The organism is Lewinella sp. JB7 (assembly GCF_024297185.1).
GTDB lineage: Bacteria > Bacteroidota > Bacteroidia > Chitinophagales > Saprospiraceae > Neolewinella.
On record NZ_JANCTD010000001.1, the window covers coordinates 190,730 to 209,267 of the forward strand.

Consider the following 18,538-nt stretch of genomic DNA (forward strand, 5'->3'; position numbering starts at 1 on the left):
GCCCTTCCCATGCCAAGTTACGCACGTATGATCCGCACGACGCTTCTGGCGATGCTTACGCTGTCCTTGTTTCCCCAACTGTCCGCACAAACGGAAGAGCGACGGGATACGGTAGTTGCGGCAGCGGAATCCGACACCCGTACGCGCTACGCCAAGGACATGGCCGAACTGGAACGCATGAAGGAAAAGTTCCGGAAACAGCAGGAGGAAAAACAGCGCCGTCGGGACGGCACGGAGGGGCTGAGCGTTTACTGGGAAGCGGAACCGGAAGCCGGTCCGGCGGTCATCAGCGAGCGGGATACGGCCGTTCTGCGGTCCACGGTCCGTTCCGGCCTGTACCCCGATCAACGACCCGCGGCCTACGAGCGGCGCCGGTGGGAAAATACCATAAGCGACAATCTGCCTCCGGAGGGAGCCGCCACGGACGCGGAGGCCGAAGCCTTGCGCGCCAAGTTGCGCGACGTGCGGGGGGAGCCCACCGAGCGAACGGCCAAATCTCCGGTTTCAGCAGCCATCCCGGCGACCCCCACGCCCGCCGGCTCGGTAACGTTCATTCCCAATACGGCCTACCCCAACTCCGCGGGATATGCCGGTCTGGACGCACTGACCGACTACGTTAAAAAGTCCAATACCGTAGTGGAAATCCGGGTGCATACCTCCCGGCAACTGGACGCGCGGGCGGCGCAGTTACTCAGCGAGGAGCGGGCTACAACGATACGTCAGCACCTGATCGAGGCGGGAATTGCCCGCGAGAATTTTCGGGTAGTCGGCTACGGTAATCACCAGTCAGCCGCCGGTGAGCGGGTCGAGATCGTAGAATAGGCCCGGGTTACAATTCAATAATCTTTCCCGAATCGGCAAGCTGGAAACGCCGGGCCGTGCTGCCACTAGCCTGGTAGTCGAAATCCTGACCGCCGCCCTGTCCGCTTACCTGGTAGATCATCAGGGCATCGGTGATGGCGGCGGAGGTTTGCGTCAGTTCGCTGCCGTCGTAGCTGGTGCCGGCGAGAATGAGGCGGTCGATCACCTCTTCGGTCTTGGGATTGATCGTGACCAGGGTGTAGTGGTACTGAGCCAGGTCGGCCCGCCAGTAGACTAAACCGACGTATTCATCGGCATCCGGTAGCCGCATGCAGGCGATGAATTCGGTGAACTCCTCATTGATCTGCGTCGGCTCCATCGGCACGAGAAACTGGTCGATCATCCGCGGGGGCAGGGGCGGGGTTTCCTTGCTGATCTTACGTACGGTTTCCTCGCCGAAGGTGATCGGCAGTTTGAGGGGAGGGAATTGGTCGACGAAGTGGGAAAAGCGGATCTGGGGAGTCATACAAGGGGCTAATGGAAACTACCTAAATGAACGAGAGGGGAATAAGGTTGATGAATGACTACGGGCGCTCCAGCACGAAAGCCAGAGTATTCCACACCACTTCATTACCGCGGGCATCCATGGGCTCGCGCACGGTAAGGGGGTCCGTGAGGTCGAGCAGTTCCCAGCCGTCGCGCAGTAACGGATCCAGGATCTTCATCGGGGGATGATGCGCCTTCCAGTGCTCGATCTGCAAAAAATTGAGGGGGCTGATCGTGATCAACCGGCCACCGGGTTTGAGTACCCTGCGCCACTCCGTGAAGGCGGCGGGCAGGTCGGGCAGGCGATCGATCAGGAAAGTATTCAGCATCAGATCGAGGCTACCGTCCGGAAAGGGGAGATCCTTGGCGTCGGCCAGGGCAAAGTGCACATTGGGTAAACTCCGGCCGGTAAGGGCGACCGTGGGGTAGCCGAACCGGAGCAGGTTAGGATGGAGGGTTTTTCCTTCTTTCCAGTAGTCGGTAGCCTGCCGCACCATCTGGTAGCTGAAGTCGAGTCCGTAACAATCCCAGTCCGGATAGCTTCCCGCCAGGTCGGCAATCTGGCGGCCGACGCTACAGCCGATATCGGCTACGGTAGCTGCGGAAGTGATCGGCAGCCACCGACAAACGTACTCGGCGATCGGTTGCAGGGGGTAGCCGCCGTGAAGATCGTCGGCGAGGTGGAGGGCGGTCTGCCGGGCTACCAGTTCGTCGAAGCGCTCGTAAACGTCGCGGCGGTTCTCGTCTTCGGACTTGAGGTAATACAGGGGAATATCCCGGCGACGGTCGAGCGGGGGAGCGAGCAGGGAACCGAAATCAGGCACTGAAGGAGGTACCGCAACCACAGGTTTCCTTGGCGTTGGGGTTGTTAAAGGTAAAGCCACGGTTGTCCAGGCCGGTAGCCCAGTCAATTTCCATGCCGAGAAGGTACAGGGCATGGCCAGCCTTCATGAGGACTTGCTCGTCGCCCACTTTGAATTTCTGGTCGTCTTCCTGTGGTAGGTCGAATCCCAGCTGGTATTCGAAACCGGAGCAGCCACCGCCCCGTACGCCGATGCGGAGGAAGTGATCGCTATCGACCCCGAGTTCTTTGCGGAGGCGAACGAGTTGCTCCATGGCGGAGGGAGTAATGGAAATTGGGGCGGGCTTGGTGGTGGACTTTACGTCGGCGCTCATCATCGAAAAATAGCTTTACTCCTGGGTTAACAACAACACGGCGGACATGGTTGCTTGGGCGGAAGTCCCGAAGGGGCAAGGTCATCTGACCTATTTTAGCCAACTTGGCGCGGAAGTCAGCCTCCCTTACCATAAACTCACCCTATGGAACTCGTCACCCTGCTACTCTGGATACTGCCCACCGTACTCACGATCGCCCTGATCTGGGCGTTACGCGATGCGCTCACCCGCTTCAGCGAAGCCATCGTGCGCTTAGAGGAACGGACGTCGGGCGACGATGGAGGTAAGGCACAGACCGATCTCGAGGGGCTCCGGTTACAGGCCTGTGAGCGATTCACACTTATGCTGGAACGAATTTCCGTTCCCAACCTGCTGCTGCGCATTCCGCCGGATCCGGCGACCGCACCGAGGGAATACACGGCCGAGTTGTTGCTCAGTATCCGTCAGGAAGTAGAATACAACATCACCCAGCAGATTTACGTCAGCGATTCCCTCTGGTCCATCATCACCCAGTCCCGCGACAATATCAGCCTGCTCATTGCCCGGGCGGCCGAAGGAGCTGAGACCAGCAGCCAAATCGCCAACCGACTGCGTACCATGAGTTCCCGCCAGCCGGAAGATCCGGTGGCACTGGCGCAGGGGGCCATCAGGAGAGAGGCTTCGTCGGTGCTTACAGGGTAAGGGGGTAGTTGGTGAATTGTTGAATGTAAAAACGCCCTAACGACTGGGTCGAAATGGCGTTTCATAAATTTTTGATAATAAAGTGAATCGAGACCGAAAAGGCCAATTCAGTAACTCACCAATTCACTCATTCACTCCTCCCTACACCGCAAAACTCTCCCCGCACCCACACTCCCGGGTAGCGTTGGGGTTGTTAAAGGCGAAGCCGCTGCCGTCAAGGCCGCCGCTGAACTCCAGGGTGGAATTGCAGAGGTACAGGAATGACTTGAGGTCGCAGACAACCGTCTCGCCATTATCCTCGAAGACCTGGTCGCGGGGCTGGAGTTCGTCGTCGAAGTCGAGCTTATACGACAGACCCGAACAGCCTCCGCTGGTGATGGACACCCGCAGGAAGTAATTATCGGGAAGGCTCTTGGCCTCACGGATTTCGCGCAGCCTTTCCTTCGCGCTATCGGCAACGAAAAGCATAGTATTCGAATTTAGTGGGAAGCGACGATCGACTCGACGGTCTGCACGCCGTTCTTCTGCTGGTAGTCCTTGATCGCGCCCTTGATGGCGTCTTCGGCCAGGACCGAGCAGTGGATCTTAACGGGGGGCAGGGCCAGTTCTTCGACGATGGCCATGTTATCGATGGCGAGGGCTTCGTCGACGGTCTTACCCTTGAGCCACTCGGTGGCGAGGCTGGAGCTGGCGATGGCCGATCCGCAACCGAAGGTCTTGAACTTGGCGGCGGTAATTTTCTTGGTGGTCGGGTCCACTTCGATCTGCAGACGCATCACGTCACCGCACTCGGGGGCGCCGACGAGACCGGTACCTACATTCTCGGAATTCTTATCGAGCGTACCGACGTTGCGGGGATTCTTGAAGTGGTCGAGGAGTTTTTCGCTGTATGCCATGGTAATAATTATTGGGAGGGTGAAAAATAAAGATAGGGCGGAGGGGAGGGTTCACCCCCGGAAAGGAGTAAAAAGGTAACAATTCCGGGGGTAAGAAAGATTAGTGCTCCGACCACTCGATGGCGTCGATGTCGACACCCTCCTTGTACATCTCCCAGATCGGGCTCAGGTCGCGCATGTGATTGACGCCCTCGGCTACCTTCTGGATGGTTTCGTCGATGTCCTCCTCCGTAGTGAAACGGCCGAGGCTGAAGCGGAGACTGGAGTGCGCCAGATCATCGCCCAGGCCCAGGGCCACCAGCACGTAGCTGGGCTCGAGGCTGGCGGAAGTACAGGCCGAACCGGAAGAAACGGCAATGTTCTGGTTGAAGGTCATCATGAGACCTTCGCCCTCCACGTGCTTGAAGCTGATGTTAGTTACGTGGGGCATGCGGTGTTCCTGGCTGCCGTTGACGTAGCTCTCCTCGAGCATAGAGGTCAGGGCGTTCTGTAGTTTGTCGCGCAGCTTGCTGAGGCGCTCGGCGTCGGCGGCCATTTCAGCCTTCGCGATCTCGGCGGCCTTACCGAAGCCGACGATGCCGGGAACGTTAAGCGTGCCGGAACGCATGCCGCGCTCGTGTCCGCCGCCATCCATCTGGCTGGTGACCTTCACGCGGGGGTTCTTGCGGTTGACGAACAGGGCACCGACGCCCTTGGGGCCGTACATCTTGTGGCTGGTGAAGGCCATCAGGTGTACGCCGACCGCTTTGGGGTCGACGGGAATCTTGCCGACGGCCTGGGTGGCATCGGACATGAACAGTACGCCGTGCTTGGCACAGATGTCGCCGATAGCCTTCATGTCCTGAATGACTCCGGTTTCGTTGTTGGCCCACATGATGGACACCAGTACGGTCTTGTCCGTGATGGCGGCTTCCAGCTCCTCGAGGTTAATCAGTCCCTCGCGATTGACGTCGAGGTAGGTCACGCTGCCGCCCATCTTTTCCACCTTTCCGCAGGCATCCAGTACGGCCTTGTGCTCGGTCTTGGCGGTGATGATGTGGTTGCCCTTACGCTGGTACATCTCGAAAACGCCCTTGATGGCCAGGTTGTCGGACTCGGTCGCGCCGCTGGTGAAGATGATCTCCCGCTCGTCTACGTTGATGAGGTCGGCGATCTGCTTGCGCGCGGTATCGACGGCTCCCTCCGCGGCCCAGCCGAAGGGGTGGTTGCGGCTGGCGGCATTGCCGGGGTTTTCGTAAAAGTATGGAATCATCGCATCCACGACCCGGGGATCGGTGGGGGTGGTAGCGTTGTTGTCGAGGTAAATGAGGCGCTGGCCCATAGGGAAAGTTATTTCAGACTTGTCTGGATAGATATGCTTTACGTTAACACCCGGTGCTTCGTTTGGTTGCTCCGCCGAGAACTTCCCTGATCTTGCGGTCGTCGCGCCGGTCGGGAGTGAGCCCGCGGGAGGTGCAATACTGCTGATGACGGGCATCGGCGGGGTAAAATGCCGCTACGACCCCGACGTCCGTCGTGGGCGCGTAGCCGGCGCTTTTCAGAGTTTCGATCAGCTGCCGTGCCGCAGCGAGTTGCGCATCGTCGGCCAGCGAAAAGACGGCCGACCGGTACTGTCCCGTGCCCCGGCCCCGGTTCAGTTCGAAGTTGTGGAGGGTAAAAAATTCGGTCAGCAGTGTCTCCGTGGAGATCACCCGGGTATCGTAGAGAACGGCAACGACCTCGGCGTGACCGGTATCCTCCGCGCACACTTGTTTGTAGATAGGATCGGGTAGGTGGCCACCCGCGAAACCGACTCGGGTGGCGATCACGCCGGGGAGCTGGCGGAGGTGGTATTCCCGCCCCCAGAAGCAGCCGCTGCCGAGGAGCAGGCTTGCCCTTCAGGCTTCGTCGGTATCGAGGGAGCCGTGCTCGGTCTCGTACTTTTCGCGGGGAATAAATTTAATGGAAAGACTGTTGACGCAATGGCGGGTATTTTTCTCCGTAAACCGCTCGCCGCTGAAGACGTGGCCGAGGTGACCGCCGCAGTTGTTACACAGAATTTCAACCCGGCGCCCGTCGGCGTCCCGAATGTGTTGAATGGCGTTGGGTATCTCGTCGTCGAAACTCGGCCAGCCGCAGCCGCTGCTGAATTTGTCGTGACTATCGTATAACGGTGCGTCGCAACGGCGGCAGACGAAGACGCCGTCCTGCTTAAAGTTGTTGTACTCGCCGGTGAAGGGCATCTCGGTTCCCTTGCGGGCAATGACGCGCTCCTCCTCGGGCGTAAGGGTGTTCCAGTTTTCTTTTGTTTTCATACCCGGAAAACAATCGGAAAATGGTAAGGTTTGGCTCCCGCGCCCCGCCGCCCCACGTAACGCATGCCAGACGGGCTAAACCCAATTCTCCAATCCTCCGGCGTCCTACCCTTCCTCCTCGATGACAAAGTCGTAGCTCTCCATAATTACGTTGGCGAGCAACTTCGAACAGGCCAGTTCGACCTTATCGTGGGCTTCCTGCTCGCTGGCGGCCTCGAGGGCCATGGTCACGTGCTTGCCGATGCGGACGTCGTGGACCCCCTGAATGCCGAGGTTGGGGAGGTTCTTGACGACGACCTTTCCCTGGGGGTCCAGAAGTTCGGTCTTGGGCATGATGTTGATGTGGGCGAGAAACTTCATAGAGGCTGCTTGGCGGACGAAGGCGGCGGGAAGGCCAGGTTAAGGATGAGGTAGACTCCGACGATGAAGGGAAATGCCGAGGTCCACAGTACGGTCAACAGGCCGATGGCCAGGGCGGCAAAGATATACTTCGTCTCATTGCCGGCCCACCCGAAGCCCTTCAGCTTAAAAGAAAACATCGGGTACTCGCTCACCAAGAGGTAGCTCATGATCAGAATGGAGGGATAAAGTACCCACCGACTGAGGACGTAGGGCGCCCAGTCCGGGTTCGTGGCTACGATGAGCATCAGGCCCGTGGCGTATACCGTGCTGGTCGGCGTGGCCACCCCGAGAAAATTTTCCGATTGCCGGGTATCGAGATTGAATTTGGCTAACCGCAGGGCACTGAAGAGCGCCAGGAAGAGGGCCGGCGCGGCGTACCACGACCAGGTAATAACGAGCGGGGCCGCGGGAGCCGCGTCGGCGGGTAAGAGCAGAAGAACGTAGTAGATCATGGCGGGCACCACCCCGAAGCTGACCATATCCGCCAGGCTGTCGAGTTCCTTGCCGTGCTCGCTGCTGACGTCGAGCGCGCGGGCGACGAGTCCGTCGGCAAAGTCGAACCAGCCGGCCGCGAAGAGGAACCAGAAGGCCGGGATGAAGCGCAGGTCGAGCACGCAAATAATGGCCGCGCACCCACAGAAGAGGTTCAGCAGGGTTACGAAGTTGGGGATCCAGGCTTTCACGGCGGGTAAGTTAAAGTTTGTTGGGGTAAGGACAGTTTACTACGGATCCGGCGTACGGATTCCGTCCGTAGGGGTGTTATCTGTTGTAGATTGCCACCGAAAGCTATGAACCACCTTTACCTACTGGGATGTGCGCTGCTGCTGGCCACGGGCCTGTTCGCCCAACCGGTCAACGACGACTGTGGCGGCGCCATCGCCCTGCCCCGCGATCCGGTGTACTGCTCCGGGCCCGGGGCCTTCAGTACCGGTGGGGCCACCACTTCCCTGGAGCAGGAGGAGTACGCCATCTGCCTGGATGAGCGTACGGAGATAAAGGACGTGTGGTTCAGCTTCGTGGCTACCCGCAATTCCGTCAGTATTCAGGTGACCGGCGCGGTGCCCGGCAACCAACGCGGTACCATCGAGCAACCCCAGTTTGCTCTGCTGAGCGGGAGTTGTGACAACTTTACGAACGTCGCCTGCCGCTCCCCCTTCGTGTCGGGTGGGCAAATCCAGAACGGGGGCAGTCTGATTTACAACAATCTGCAGCGCGGACAAACCTACTACGTCCTCGTCGGCGCCCGCAACGGTAATTCCGGCACCTTCGAACTGTGCGTGGAACAATTCGACGCCGTTCCCGACCCGAGTAGCGACTGCGGCACCGCCGTGCTGTTGTGCGACAAATCTTCCTTCGCAGTCGAGTCGCTCCAGGGCAACGGGCAGGTCGATGAGGATCTGCTGGCCACCGCGGACGCCTGTAACGGTTCCTCCCCGGCGGAGTCGAACAGCTCCTGGTACAAATGGACCTGCGACGAGGCGGGCACCCTGGAATTTACCATCACGCCCCTCGGCGCCGCCCCGAACGAGGACATCGATTTCGTGGTGTACGAGCTGCCCGGTGGCCTCGATGCCTGCAACGATCGGCGGGTCCTGCGACAGATGTATTCGGGGGAGACCAGCGGTAACGGACAGGCCAACATTCCCTGCCTCGGACCTACCGGACTGAGCGCGGCGGACCCCGACCAGACCGAGGGCTGCGGCTGCACCCCCGGTAACAACAACTTCGCCCAGGCCATCGACATGGAGGCCGGCAAATCCTATGCGCTGGTCATCATGAATTTCACCAGCTCCGGCGATGGGTTCTCGATCGAATTCGGCGGTTCCGGAACCTTCCTCGGCCCCGAACCCAATCTGATCTTCAGCAGCGCGGAAGCCTGCGTGGGTGAGTCGGTCACCTTTCAGGATCAATCCACCTCGGTCGACGGCATCGCGTCCTGGTCGTGGGACTTCGGGCCCACCGCCACGCCGCGCACGGCCAGTGGAGCCGGCCCCCACGAAGTATTCTTTACGGAACCCGGCGAGCCGAACGTGTCGCTCGCGATCACCACCAACCGCAACTGCGTGGAGTACGTAACGGCTTCGGAGTTCTCCGTCGTTTGCTGCGCGGATCAGTACTCCGCCGAAGCGACCGTAGGCAACGTGAGCTGCGCGGGCGCGGCCGACGGAAGCATCGACCTGACGGGCCGCAGCCGGATCGCGGATCGCCCCCTCAGTTACCGCTGGAGCACGGGAGCCACCACGGCCGCCATTGACGGACTGGACCTCGGTGATTATACCGTAACCCTCACCGACGGCACGGGCTGCGAAGCCACCTTTACCTACACCGTCGGGGGTGCGCAACCCTTCGTTTTCGATACCCTGATCACTCAGCCGGACTGCGCGGGCGGCACCAACGGAGCCCTGGAATTCCGCATCCTTTCGGGCGGTGGGGGAGGCTACGAATACAGCTTTAACGGCGGCGCCTATTCGTCCGAAACGCGGATAGAGAATTTGCCGGTCTCGACGATCAACGTGCGGGCCCGCGACGCGAACGGCTGCGAGGTCGAGCAGAACATACTGGTCGACGAACTGCAACTCGAACTGATCGAAGGCGCCGCTACCTTCACCGAGCCGACCTGCAACGGAGAAGCCACGGGCAGCATTACGATCAACGTGGCCAACGGTACTCCGGCCTACGGTTACGATTTCGGCGACGGCTACCAATCGGCGGCACAGCGGGGCGGATTCGCGGCCGGCACTTACCGGGTGGACGTGGTCGACGCCGAAGGTTGTACCGGCGCATTCGACATCGAAGTCACCGAGCCCCCGCCCTTGGAGGTGAATCTGCAGGCGGATAGCAGCAGTTGCTTCGCGGCTAACGACGGATCTATTTTCGCCACCGGCGTGGGCGGCCGGCCGGGGTACACCTTCGCGTGGGCGGACGGAACCACCGGCGCCGATCGCGTCAACCTGCCCGCCGGCACTTTTACCGTATCCCTCACCGATAGTCTGGGCTGTACGGTCACCGATTCGGTTACCCTCAACGATCCGGAGGAGATCGTCGCCACCATCGTCGAGCAGGCGGATCTGATCTGCTTCGGACAACCCGTCGGTTCCTTTACCCTGGCGGCAACCGGCGGCTCGCCGGACTATATGTACAGCAGCAACGGCCAAGATTTTCAGGAAGCGCCCCGGCTGGAGGGCTTAGTAGCCGGCGACTATACCTTATACGTCCGCGACCTGAACGGCTGCATCGACAGCGTGGCGGGGAGCCTCTCCCAACCGGAGGAGTTCGTGATCGACGTTGCCGACCGGGTACGGTTGTTCCTCGGCAACGACACCACCCTGCTGGCCCGGAGTAACTACTTTCCCGTGACCTTCTCCTGGGGGCCGGACAGCGTCGCCTGCCTCACGCCCGACTGCGCGCGGGTACGGGTGATGCCCCTGGTGTCCGGAGATTACTTCGTTACGGGGGTCAATCCGGCCGGCTGCGTCGATACGGCCCTGGTCAACTTTCTGGTGATCGAGGATCTGCCCATTTTCATTCCGAATGCCTTCACGCCGAACGGAGACGACGACAACGACCACTTCACCGTCTTCGGCGGGCGAGCGCTGGGCCGGATCGAAGCTATGCGGGTATATGACCGGTGGGGCGGTCTGGTGTACGAAGCCGCGGAACCCTTCCCGGCCAACGAGCCCGAGCTGGGCTGGGACGGAACGGTCAACGGGACAACCGTGAACGGGGGCGTATACGTTTACGTCGTCGAGGTCAGTTACATCAACGGACGCCGACGGGGCTACCGGGGCGATGTGACCGTCGTTCGTTAGGGCGGCGGCGCGCGGGAGCCGACCGATTCACGAAGAACAATGCAGATTGGATGCGCTATCTATGGTTTGTGGGTTTGGTTTTGGTGCTGTGCGGGTGTCCGCGAAGCACCTTCGGTGATCGGCTCTTCGAGATCAACTATCCGGTCGTGGATATTACCATCCCCGCCGGTCAGCCCTCCTTCCGTACCTACGTCGTGGCCCAACCGCAACTCGAAACCGGTTTTCAACAAGCCATGATAGACAATGGGGTAGAGCCTTCCGACATCTATCTAGTGGGGGGCGTGCGCGCGCGGTTGACCAGTCTTTCCGGAGAAGATTTTCGGGAGATCGAGCGGATTGAGTTGCGGGTATGTCCGGCCTCGGAGAGCGACTGTACATTCATCGATCTCATGTTCAGCATCAGCGACCTGGGGGGGCGTCGTCAGCAAGTCGTGAACCTCAATCCCGGCGAAAAGAACTTTCGCAATCTTTTCCTCGAACGGGAAGAAGTCCGCATGGAGCTGGTCATTTTTCCCTTCGACGTGACGACCCAAAACATCGACGCCCGCCTGGAATGGACGATTGGCGCGGTGGGGGGGCTGTAGCTTTTAGGTTGAGCGGCCTTTTAGGTCGAGTGGCTTTTAGGTCGAGTGGCCTCCGGTCCGAGACGAGCCGTGGGTTACCTAAGGTCAAGCGGCCTCCGGTCCGAGACGTCATAGGTCGAGGCGTTGCACGCCGAGGCTCACCCCTCCCAGGTCAAGCGGCCTCCGGCCCAAGACGCATAGTAGGATTTACCATATATAATTTACAGTGTACCATTTGCCATTTGGCTACCGCTGTTTCGTGCGTCGCCTTTTAGGTCGAGCGGCCTTTAGGTCGAGCGGCCTCTGGTCCGAGACGAGCCGTGGGTTATCTAAGGGGGAGCGGCCTCCGGTCCGAGATGTCATAGGTCGAGGCGTTGCACGCCGAGGCTTACCCTCCCAGGTCAAGCGGCCTCCGGCCCGAGACGCATAGTAGGATTTACCATATATAATTTACAGTGTACCATTTGCCATTTGGCTACCGCTGTTTCGTGCGCCGCCTTTTAGGTCGAGTGGCTTTTAGGTCGAGCGGCCTCTGGTCCGAGACGGTTGTGGGTCTCCATGGGCAAGCGGCCTCCGGTCCGAGACGTCATAGGTCGAGGCGTTGCACGCCGAGGCTTACCCTCCCCGGCCAAGCGGCCTCCGGCCCAAGACGCATAGTAGAATTTACCATATATAATTTACAGTGTACCGCTTACCATTTGGCTACCGCTGTTTCGTGCGCCGCCTTTTAGGTCGAGTGGCCTTAAGGTCGAGTGGCCTCCGGTCCGAGACGCATAGTAGAATTTACCATATATAATTTACAATGTACCATTTACCATTTGGCTGCCGCTGTTTCGTGCGCCGTCTTTTAGGTCGAGCGGCCTCCGGCCCGAGACAATTGCTCTGCGTATTGCCACGAACGCACCCCGGATACCCAGTGCTTTGTGGACCTGGGAAGCAAATTTTAAATTTCACATCCCCAATTTCAAATCCCTCTACTCCCGCACCAGCGCCAGGCGCATCCGCTTGATGCGGTCCTCCAGGCTTTCGGAAGAGATTCGTTCGCGGAGACGGTCGACGATGAGGGAGAAACTGAAGGGGGTGGCCTTCCGGGGCTGTTGAAATAGGATCGTCTGCTGATTGATCCGTTCCAGTGCGGCGCGCAGGCGGGCTTCCTGCAGCTGAAAGGTCATGATCTCGTCGTAGGCCTGCTGTAGGAGCAGATTGGTGGGCTCGTAGTCGGTGAAGACGTCGAAGAAGAGTTGGGAGCCGCTCTGCAGGTGCTTCTCCTTCTTTTGCTTGCCGGGGTACCCTTTGAAGATGAGTCCGGCGATGGCGGCGATGTCACGGAAGCGGCGTTTGGCCATCTCGGTGGCGTTGATGCCCGCGTTCAGGTCCGTGGTAAGTTCGCTGAGGTTGAACAGGTCGCTGCCGAGGGCTTCCTCGATGGGTATGGGTTGATCGCTCAGCAGTTCGAAGCCGTAGTCGTTCATCGCGATGGTGAAGGTCAATGGGGCAAACTGACCGATGCGGTAAGCGATGAGGGAGCTGAGCCCTTCGTGAATACCCCGTCCCTCGCAGGGGTACATGAGGAGGTGATAGCCTTCCCGGTCGTGGAAGTACTCGATGAGCAACTCGTTGGTGGCGGGTACGGCGCTGCGGTGGGCCTGAATGTCGCGGAGGGGGGCCAGCTTAAGCAACTCAGCATCGTGGTAGTCTTCGAGTTTGAGCTCCTCCATTGCTTTGCGCAGGTAGGCCGACAGCTGACTCGACAACTGCATACGACCACCCCGCCAACTGGGCACCTTGCCCTTCTTAGCGGTGCTTTTCTTGACGAGAGCCTCGGTTCCCTTGACCTTGACAAACTTGAGGCTGCGACCGGCGAACCAGAAAGTATCTCCGGGCTTGAGGCTGGAGATGAAGTATTCCTCGATGGCTCCGATGTATCCCCCCGACAGGTACTTGATCATCAGGGTGGTTTCGCTCACGATCGCACCGATGCTGAGCCGGTGCATCATGGCTACCCGCTTGCTCTCTACCCGGTATACGCCCTCCTCGTCACGGATGACCTTATGGTATTCGTCATAGGCCCCCAGGCTATTGCCCCCGGTGGTAATGAAGTCGAGGCACCAGGCAAACTCTTCATCGCTGACGGAGGCGAAGCAGTAGGTTTCCCGAATCTCCCGCAGGACCTGTTCCCGGCGGAACCCTCCGCTTACGGCCAGCGTCACCAGGTACTGTACCAGCACGTCAAAGCTGCGGATGTAGGGAATGCGGCTTTCTATGACCTCGTTTTCAATACACCTTCGTAAGGCCGAGGCTTCCAATAGTTCCAGGCTATTCGTAGGGACGAAGTGGATGGTGCTCTTGGCCCCGGGGCGGTGTCCGCTGCGTCCGGCACGCTGTAGGAAACGGGCAACGCCCTTCGGACTACCGATCTGTACGATGGTTTCCACGGGGCGGAAGTCGACCCCGAGATCCAGACTGGAGGTACACACCACCGCCTTCAGGGTTCCCTGGTGTAAAGCATCTTCCACCCAGTCGCGCAGTTCCCGACTGATGCTGCCGTGGTGCATGGCGATGGCCCCCGACAGCTCCGGATCGGCATCTAGCAGACGCTGATACCAGATCTCACACTGGCTACGGGTATTGGTAAAGATGAGGGTGGACCCTGACTGGTATATGATGGGTACTACCTTTTCCAGCAGTTTGATGCCTAGATGACCGGCCCAGGGAAAGGTCTCGATCTCGTCGGGCATAACGGTGATCATCTTCGTCTCCTTGGTGGTCCGGGCTCGGATGATGGTCCGCTCCCGCGTTCCCGCCGGAACCAACACCTCCAGGGCTTCCTCCATATTGCCGATCGTAGCGGAAATGCCCCAGGTGCGAAAGGAATCCCCCCGCAATCCCCGCAGCCGACTTAGGGCCAATTCCACCAGTACTCCGCGTTTGGTGCCCAGCAATTCATGCCACTCATCGGCCACGAGTGCGCGCAGGTCCCCGAAGAATTCCTCGTACCCCTTGCTGGCCAGGAGGAGGTGCAGACTCTCGGGGGTGGTGATGAGGATTTCCGGGGGCTTGTTGCGCTGCTTCGTGCGCTGGGCGGTGGTCGTATCTCCCGAACGGATGCCGACCCGCCACTGCATGCCCAGATCGGCGATCGCGCGCTCGGCGGCGGCCTGGATCTCCCGGGTCAGTGCCCGGATGGGGGTGATCCAGATGGCCCGCAGTCCATTATTGGCTTTGCCGGGATTGTCCGGATGCTCGCCGAGGAACTCGAGCAGGATCGGCAGGATCAGGGAATAAGTCTTGCCGCTGCCGGTAGGGGCATTGACTAGTCCGCTTTTACCCGCCAGATAGGCGCGCCAGGCCTCGTGCTGAAAGGGGAAGGCCGACCAGCCGCGGCCGGTGAACCAGGTATCGGCGCGGTGCAGCAGATCGGTGGGGGGAAGGGGAGCGGACACGGACCTTAAACGGCTGTCGTGCCGGTGGGTTCTACCCTACCGGGGGGGTGAAGCCTTCTGCCCACTAAGTTCATCCGCTTCGAAAGCGTATTAAGTTGTCGCTGGCGCCTTTTAGTACCCCGGAAGGGGCGATTCCGCACTTAATGGCTTAATTATTTGGATTTTTGCGGAGGATGAGCTACAGCGGTCCAACGGGGTCACCCCGTCCGACGGCTATAGCGGTCCAACCGCTATAGCCGTCGGACCGCTCCCGGACCGCTCCCCGCTCCCCGCTCCCGGCCAGCCCCCGGTACCCCGGCACCCCGCTTCCCGCTCTTCACTCCCTACCTTGCACCCGCGCACCGCCGCCCTAAATCACGCCCTATGTTCTCCACCCAAACGTACACCGACCGCCGCCAACGACTGGCTCAATTCCTCGGCAGCGGACTGATCCTCCTGCCCGGCAACGGTGAGGCCGCCATGAATTACCGCGGCAACACCTACCCCTTCAAGCAAGATTCCAACTTTCGCTACTTCGCCGGTCACAATCAACCCGACCTTGTCCTCACCATCGATGCCGCCACGGGCGAAAGCCGACTGCACGGAGATGACCTGACGCTAGACGACGTCGTCTGGATGGGCGAACATCCCAGCACCGCCGAGCTTGCCGAACGCATCGGCGCCTGCTCCGGCACGCTGGAAGAACTCTCGCGGCTCCTCAAATCCGCCAAAAACGTCCACTACCTGCCCCCCTACCGCGCCGAACGCCACCGCCACATCGAGGAGTGGCTCGGCGAAGGCACCACCCCCAGCAAAGCACTCATCCGGGCCGTGGTCGAACTGCGCTCGGTAAAGAGCGCCGAAGAGATCGCGGAGATGGAAAAAGCCGTGCGCACCAGCCTGAGTATGCACGCCGCCGCCCGCAAAACCGCCACCCCCGGCATGACGGAGGCCGAAGTGGCCGGACTCATCGAAGGGATCGCTATTGCCGGCGGAGGCCGCCTGAGCTACCCGGCCATCGTCACCCGCAACGGTCACATTCTCCACAACCACTACCACGGCAACACCCTGGAGGAAGGCGACCTGCTGCTGATCGACGCCGGCGCGGAAACCTCATCCGGTTACGCGGGTGACCTCACGCGCACTTTTGCCGTCGGCCGCGACATGACCGAGCGTCAGCAGACCGTGTACGACATCGTCGACGACGCCAAACGTCGGGTCATCGAGGCCATCCGGCCCGGCATCCCCTACCGCGAACTGCACGACCTTTCGGCCCGCATCATCGTCGACGGGCTGAAGGATATCGGGCTCATGCGCGGCGATACCGACGAAGCCGTAGCCACCGGAGCCCACGCGTTGTTCTACCCCCACGGCCTGGGTCACCTGATCGGTCTGGACGTCCATGATATGGAAGACCTTGGTGAGGACCTGGTGGGTTACGACGACGAAATCACCCGCAGCCCTCTCTTCGGCACCCGCAACCTACGCCTGGGCCGCCGCCTGCGGGAGGGTTTCGTGATCACGGTAGAGCCGGGCATTTACTTCATTCCCACCCTGATCGATCGTTGGCGGGCGGATAAGAGACACACCGAATTCATCAACTTCGCGGCCGTGGACGCCTACCGGAATTTCGGCGGCATTCGCCTGGAGGACGACGTGGTCGTGACGGGCGGCGGAGCGCGGGTGCTGGGTAACCGGGAATAGCGTCAGATATTGGTGCGGGCCTCGATGTCGTCCACGATGACGCCGTAGCTCCGGAACTCTTCTTCGTGAGCCTTCAGCATTTCCCCGAAGCGGGGGTTGACGTCGCGGTCCTCGTTGCGGGTAATGAAGCCGTACTCGGTGCGGGAAAGCAGATTGCTCCACCACATCATCTGGGTAGCACGGACGGGATCCGGAGCGATGCGGTAGTCGGATTCCGGGGCCAGTACACCGTCCGGGCCCTCCCCAAAGCGCAGGCCCAGGCAACTGTACAGCACTTCCCCGATGTCCTCGTACTGGTGTTCGTTGACCCAGGTATGCATGAAGGTGGCGGTGTGGATCACATAGACGCACCAGTCCTTGAGATTCTGCAGGACGCCGGGTTGGGCATCGAGAAAGGTTTCGGATTCCGTGATGGGGGAGAGGATCTTCAATTCGCCGTTTACGGTGCGGCGGGGGAGGGTGGGGTCGAAGCTGTAGCGGGATTCGAAGTAGGTGATTCGCTTCTCCATCATTTTCCGCTCCCGGGCGTCGAGCCGGTCGAGATCGATGCGGGAGCGAAACACCCGCACGCTATGGTTGACCATGTCCTCCGACATACGGTAGATCTCGTACCAGTGCTCCGCGATGGCCTCGAGGTTGCGCTCGAAGAACTCCTCTACGTATTCCCGGGTGATGTTCCAGAACAGGTTTTCTGCTTTTGCGTAGGTATGGGCATCGTTGATCACGCGCATGGGCTCCCGGCCCTTCCAGTCGAGTACACCCATGGTGTCTTCCACCCGTTGCTGTATGCCGAGCCCGGTCAGGGCGGAGGCGCGGGGGATGTATCCATGGCGCTGGGAAACGAGAATGCGATCGGCGGTGTGGTCTACCAGGGAAACTTCCCGCAGATGGGGCTGCATGAGCCAGTTCACCGGATTGAGCCGCAAATTGCGGAAGGCCGCCAGGGCATACTGCTCGGTATTGGTATGGGTGTGCGCGAAGTGGTCGTCGACTTCGGCGACCAGTCCGCCGACTGACCGGGCGACTCGTTTGGCGTACGTCCACCGGGCACCGTCGCCGGGCCGGAACCGGCGCTGCTGCCAGGGATCGCGGTGGTAGGCATCGAGTGCTCCGGTAAAGATGATCTCCACCGGTAGTGGGGTATGATTTCCGGGGCGGATGCTGTACTTGATCTCGGTGGTCGGAAAGGCGAATACATCGTTGTGATCATAACCCTGGTAGCCCCAGTACAACATCCAGTAATGGTGGGGATGGTCGGGGTCCGGCCGGAAGCTTGCCGCGTTCATGCCATTCATCATCCGGGCGCCGAAAAATTCGTCGCCCCGGGTATAACCCTTGAGTTCGGGGGGCAGGGTGTTCTCGATACACGTGGTGAGGTTCAGCGGGTAGTCGGCCTGAATTTGCGGAATGGAGAGCGATTCCGGCGCCGTCGCCAGCTGGGCCAGGTGCTTGAGTTTGGTGAGTTCGATAGGAATGATCTGATCCTGCAGCGCGTCGGTGCGGCCCTGTACGTAGCGCTCGGGAGCGTCGTGGTCGTGATCGTTGATGTACGTGCGCGGAATGGGGGTGTCCCGGCGGTAGGCCCACAGGCCGATCTGGATGTCGCGTAGGTTGTACTCCATCCCCGTAAGTTCCTTTTTCGGCACGTGGATGGACTCGGCGACGGAGTGGACCGGCCGGGGCTGATCCCGTTGGTCATATACAAAAGAGATCTGAGATACTTCGGCCCGAATACGGCGCACCGCCCAGGAGCGGGCTTCCCGCAAATCATAGGGCAAGCGGAAGGTGCCGTCCTTACCGCTTACGCCGGAGGCCAAATGACGCCAGCTGCCCCACCAGGTGCGGGCCCAGATATCGACGGGTAGGTGGTGGATGGGTTTGCCGTGGTCGTAGCGACCCGCGTAAGTGGTGCGGCCTACGAAGGAGGCCCCGGAAAAATTGCGGCCCCGGATCCGGGGATGACGCGGAAAGAGCTGACGCAATAATCGCCGGACCCCCTCGACCGTGCGCTGGTACAGTAGGACGACGTACTCCACGATGATTGTCACGGGACTCGAAATAATCTTCGACCGGCCGACCTCCAGGTGATTGATGCTCCGCAGGCGGGGGGTGAAAAAATTACCGCCATCGGGATAGCGGATCTTGGTCCTATTCAGGCACTCGGCACAAACGTCGCGGGGGTCCACCACGGGGTTGTCTACCTCCAGGATGACCCGCTTGCCGGTAGGATTGTCGGACTGCATG

Annotated in this window: 17 protein-coding genes; 5 read left to right on the forward strand and 12 right to left on the reverse strand. The window is 60.4% G+C overall.

Features of this window, described 5'->3' with window-relative positions:
• Window positions 1-27 precede the first annotated feature (27 nt).
• Window positions 28-822, forward strand: a complete 795-nt coding sequence (locus NMA52_RS00730) for an OmpA family protein (protein ID WP_254825710.1) — start codon at window positions 28-30, stop codon at window positions 820-822.
• 7 nt (window positions 823-829) lie between these two features.
• Here NMA52_RS00730 and NMA52_RS00735 read toward each other — a convergent pair whose 3' ends face one another.
• From NMA52_RS00735 to NMA52_RS00745, 3 genes are read right to left on the reverse strand one after another with little or no spacing between them, the layout of a single operon-like run.
• Entirely contained in the window at window positions 830-1,327 is a 498-nt protein-coding gene (locus NMA52_RS00735) for a hypothetical protein (RefSeq protein ID WP_254825711.1), read from the reverse strand.
• Between the two features lie 58 nt (window positions 1,328-1,385).
• Window positions 1,386-2,171, reverse strand: coding sequence for a methyltransferase domain-containing protein (locus NMA52_RS00740; protein ID WP_254825712.1), 786 nt, complete (start codon window positions 2,169-2,171; stop codon window positions 1,386-1,388).
• Complete coding sequence (locus NMA52_RS00745) at window positions 2,164-2,523, reverse strand: iron-sulfur cluster assembly accessory protein (protein WP_254825713.1); 360 nt, start codon at window positions 2,521-2,523, stop codon at window positions 2,164-2,166. Before NMA52_RS00745 ends, NMA52_RS00740 begins: the two co-directional genes overlap by 8 nt.
• Before the next feature lie 144 nt (window positions 2,524-2,667).
• Here NMA52_RS00745 and NMA52_RS00750 point away from each other — a divergent pair, with 144 nt between their 5' ends.
• Window positions 2,668-3,204, forward strand: coding sequence for a hypothetical protein (locus tag NMA52_RS00750; protein ID WP_254825714.1), 537 nt, complete (start codon window positions 2,668-2,670; stop codon window positions 3,202-3,204).
• Between the two features lie 141 nt (window positions 3,205-3,345).
• Here the strand turns inward: NMA52_RS00750 and NMA52_RS00755 are convergent, their stop codons facing one another.
• From NMA52_RS00755 to NMA52_RS00785, 7 genes are all read right to left on the reverse strand, one after another.
• The gene (locus NMA52_RS00755; RefSeq protein ID WP_254825715.1) at window positions 3,346-3,672 is read right to left on the reverse strand and encodes an iron-sulfur cluster assembly accessory protein; all 327 of its coding nucleotides are present in this window, start codon (window positions 3,670-3,672) and stop codon (window positions 3,346-3,348) included.
• Between the two features lie 11 nt (window positions 3,673-3,683).
• Window positions 3,684-4,100 (reverse strand): Fe-S cluster assembly scaffold IscU, encoded by a 417-nt coding sequence (iscU, locus tag NMA52_RS00760; protein WP_254825716.1) that lies wholly within the window; start codon window positions 4,098-4,100, stop codon window positions 3,684-3,686.
• 100 nt (window positions 4,101-4,200) lie between these two features.
• Complete coding sequence (locus tag NMA52_RS00765; RefSeq protein WP_254825717.1) at window positions 4,201-5,421, reverse strand: IscS subfamily cysteine desulfurase; 1,221 nt, start codon at window positions 5,419-5,421, stop codon at window positions 4,201-4,203.
• 43 nt (window positions 5,422-5,464) lie between these two features.
• The gene (gene msrA / locus NMA52_RS00770; RefSeq protein WP_256534095.1) at window positions 5,465-5,968 is read right to left on the reverse strand and encodes a peptide-methionine (S)-S-oxide reductase MsrA; all 504 of its coding nucleotides are present in this window, start codon (window positions 5,966-5,968) and stop codon (window positions 5,465-5,467) included.
• A gap of 9 nt (window positions 5,969-5,977) precedes the next feature.
• On the reverse strand, window positions 5,978-6,394 hold the full coding sequence (locus NMA52_RS00775; RefSeq protein WP_254825719.1) for a methionine-R-sulfoxide reductase: 417 nt from the start codon (window positions 6,392-6,394) through the stop codon (window positions 5,978-5,980).
• Between the two features lie 105 nt (window positions 6,395-6,499).
• Window positions 6,500-6,754, reverse strand: coding sequence for a phosphoribosylformylglycinamidine synthase subunit PurS (gene purS / locus NMA52_RS00780; RefSeq protein ID WP_254825720.1), 255 nt, complete (start codon window positions 6,752-6,754; stop codon window positions 6,500-6,502).
• Window positions 6,751-7,479, reverse strand: a complete 729-nt coding sequence (locus NMA52_RS00785; protein WP_254825721.1) for a CDP-alcohol phosphatidyltransferase family protein — start codon at window positions 7,477-7,479, stop codon at window positions 6,751-6,753. Before NMA52_RS00785 ends, purS begins: the two co-directional genes overlap by 4 nt.
• A gap of 105 nt (window positions 7,480-7,584) precedes the next feature.
• Here NMA52_RS00785 and NMA52_RS00790 point away from each other — a divergent pair, with 105 nt between their 5' ends.
• Complete coding sequence (locus NMA52_RS00790) at window positions 7,585-10,605, forward strand: gliding motility-associated C-terminal domain-containing protein (protein ID WP_254825722.1); 3,021 nt, start codon at window positions 7,585-7,587, stop codon at window positions 10,603-10,605.
• A gap of 68 nt (window positions 10,606-10,673) precedes the next feature.
• On the forward strand, window positions 10,674-11,189 hold the full coding sequence (locus tag NMA52_RS00795) for a hypothetical protein (protein WP_254825723.1): 516 nt from the start codon (window positions 10,674-10,676) through the stop codon (window positions 11,187-11,189).
• A 953-nt stretch (window positions 11,190-12,142) separates the two neighbouring features.
• On the opposite strand, the gene NMA52_RS00800 is transcribed toward NMA52_RS00795, so the two are convergent.
• On the reverse strand, window positions 12,143-14,611 hold the full coding sequence (locus NMA52_RS00800; RefSeq protein WP_254825724.1) for a ligase-associated DNA damage response DEXH box helicase: 2,469 nt from the start codon (window positions 14,609-14,611) through the stop codon (window positions 12,143-12,145).
• 363 nt (window positions 14,612-14,974) lie between these two features.
• On the opposite strand from NMA52_RS00800, the gene NMA52_RS00805 reads away from it, so the two are divergent.
• Complete coding sequence (locus NMA52_RS00805) at window positions 14,975-16,294, forward strand: aminopeptidase P family protein (protein ID WP_254825725.1); 1,320 nt, start codon at window positions 14,975-14,977, stop codon at window positions 16,292-16,294.
• 2 nt (window positions 16,295-16,296) lie between these two features.
• Here NMA52_RS00805 and NMA52_RS00810 read toward each other — a convergent pair whose 3' ends face one another.
• The gene (locus tag NMA52_RS00810) at window positions 16,297-18,537 is read right to left on the reverse strand and encodes a hypothetical protein (RefSeq protein ID WP_254825726.1); all 2,241 of its coding nucleotides are present in this window, start codon (window positions 18,535-18,537) and stop codon (window positions 16,297-16,299) included.
• Between the last annotated feature and the right edge of the window lies 1 nt (window position 18,538).

Bases quoted from the DNA above. Each gene is read 5' to 3' on its own strand.
- NMA52_RS00755 (WP_254825715.1), bottom strand. From the start codon at position 3,672: ATGCTTTTCGTTGCCGATAGCGCGAAGGAAAGGCTGCGCGAAATCCGT.
- NMA52_RS00790 (WP_254825722.1), top strand. From the start codon at position 7,585: ATGAACCACCTTTACCTACTGGGATGTGCGCTGCTGCTGGCCACGGGC.
- NMA52_RS00750 (WP_254825714.1), top strand. From the start codon at position 2,668: ATGGAACTCGTCACCCTGCTACTCTGGATACTGCCCACCGTACTCACG.
- NMA52_RS00810 (WP_254825726.1), bottom strand. From the start codon at position 18,537: ATGCAGTCCGACAATCCTACCGGCAAGCGGGTCATCCTGGAGGTAGAC.
- NMA52_RS00765 (WP_254825717.1), bottom strand. From the start codon at position 5,421: ATGGGCCAGCGCCTCATTTACCTCGACAACAACGCTACCACCCCCACC.
- NMA52_RS00745 (WP_254825713.1), bottom strand. From the start codon at position 2,523: ATGAGCGCCGACGTAAAGTCCACCACCAAGCCCGCCCCAATTTCCATT.
- NMA52_RS00805 (WP_254825725.1), top strand. From the start codon at position 14,975: ATGTTCTCCACCCAAACGTACACCGACCGCCGCCAACGACTGGCTCAA.
- NMA52_RS00735 (WP_254825711.1), bottom strand. From the start codon at position 1,327: ATGACTCCCCAGATCCGCTTTTCCCACTTCGTCGACCAATTCCCTCCC.
- purS (WP_254825720.1), bottom strand. From the start codon at position 6,754: ATGAAGTTTCTCGCCCACATCAACATCATGCCCAAGACCGAACTTCTG.
- NMA52_RS00775 (WP_254825719.1), bottom strand. From the start codon at position 6,394: ATGAAAACAAAAGAAAACTGGAACACCCTTACGCCCGAGGAGGAGCGC.
- iscU (WP_254825716.1), bottom strand. From the start codon at position 4,100: ATGGCATACAGCGAAAAACTCCTCGACCACTTCAAGAATCCCCGCAAC.
- NMA52_RS00730 (WP_254825710.1), top strand. From the start codon at position 28: ATGATCCGCACGACGCTTCTGGCGATGCTTACGCTGTCCTTGTTTCCC.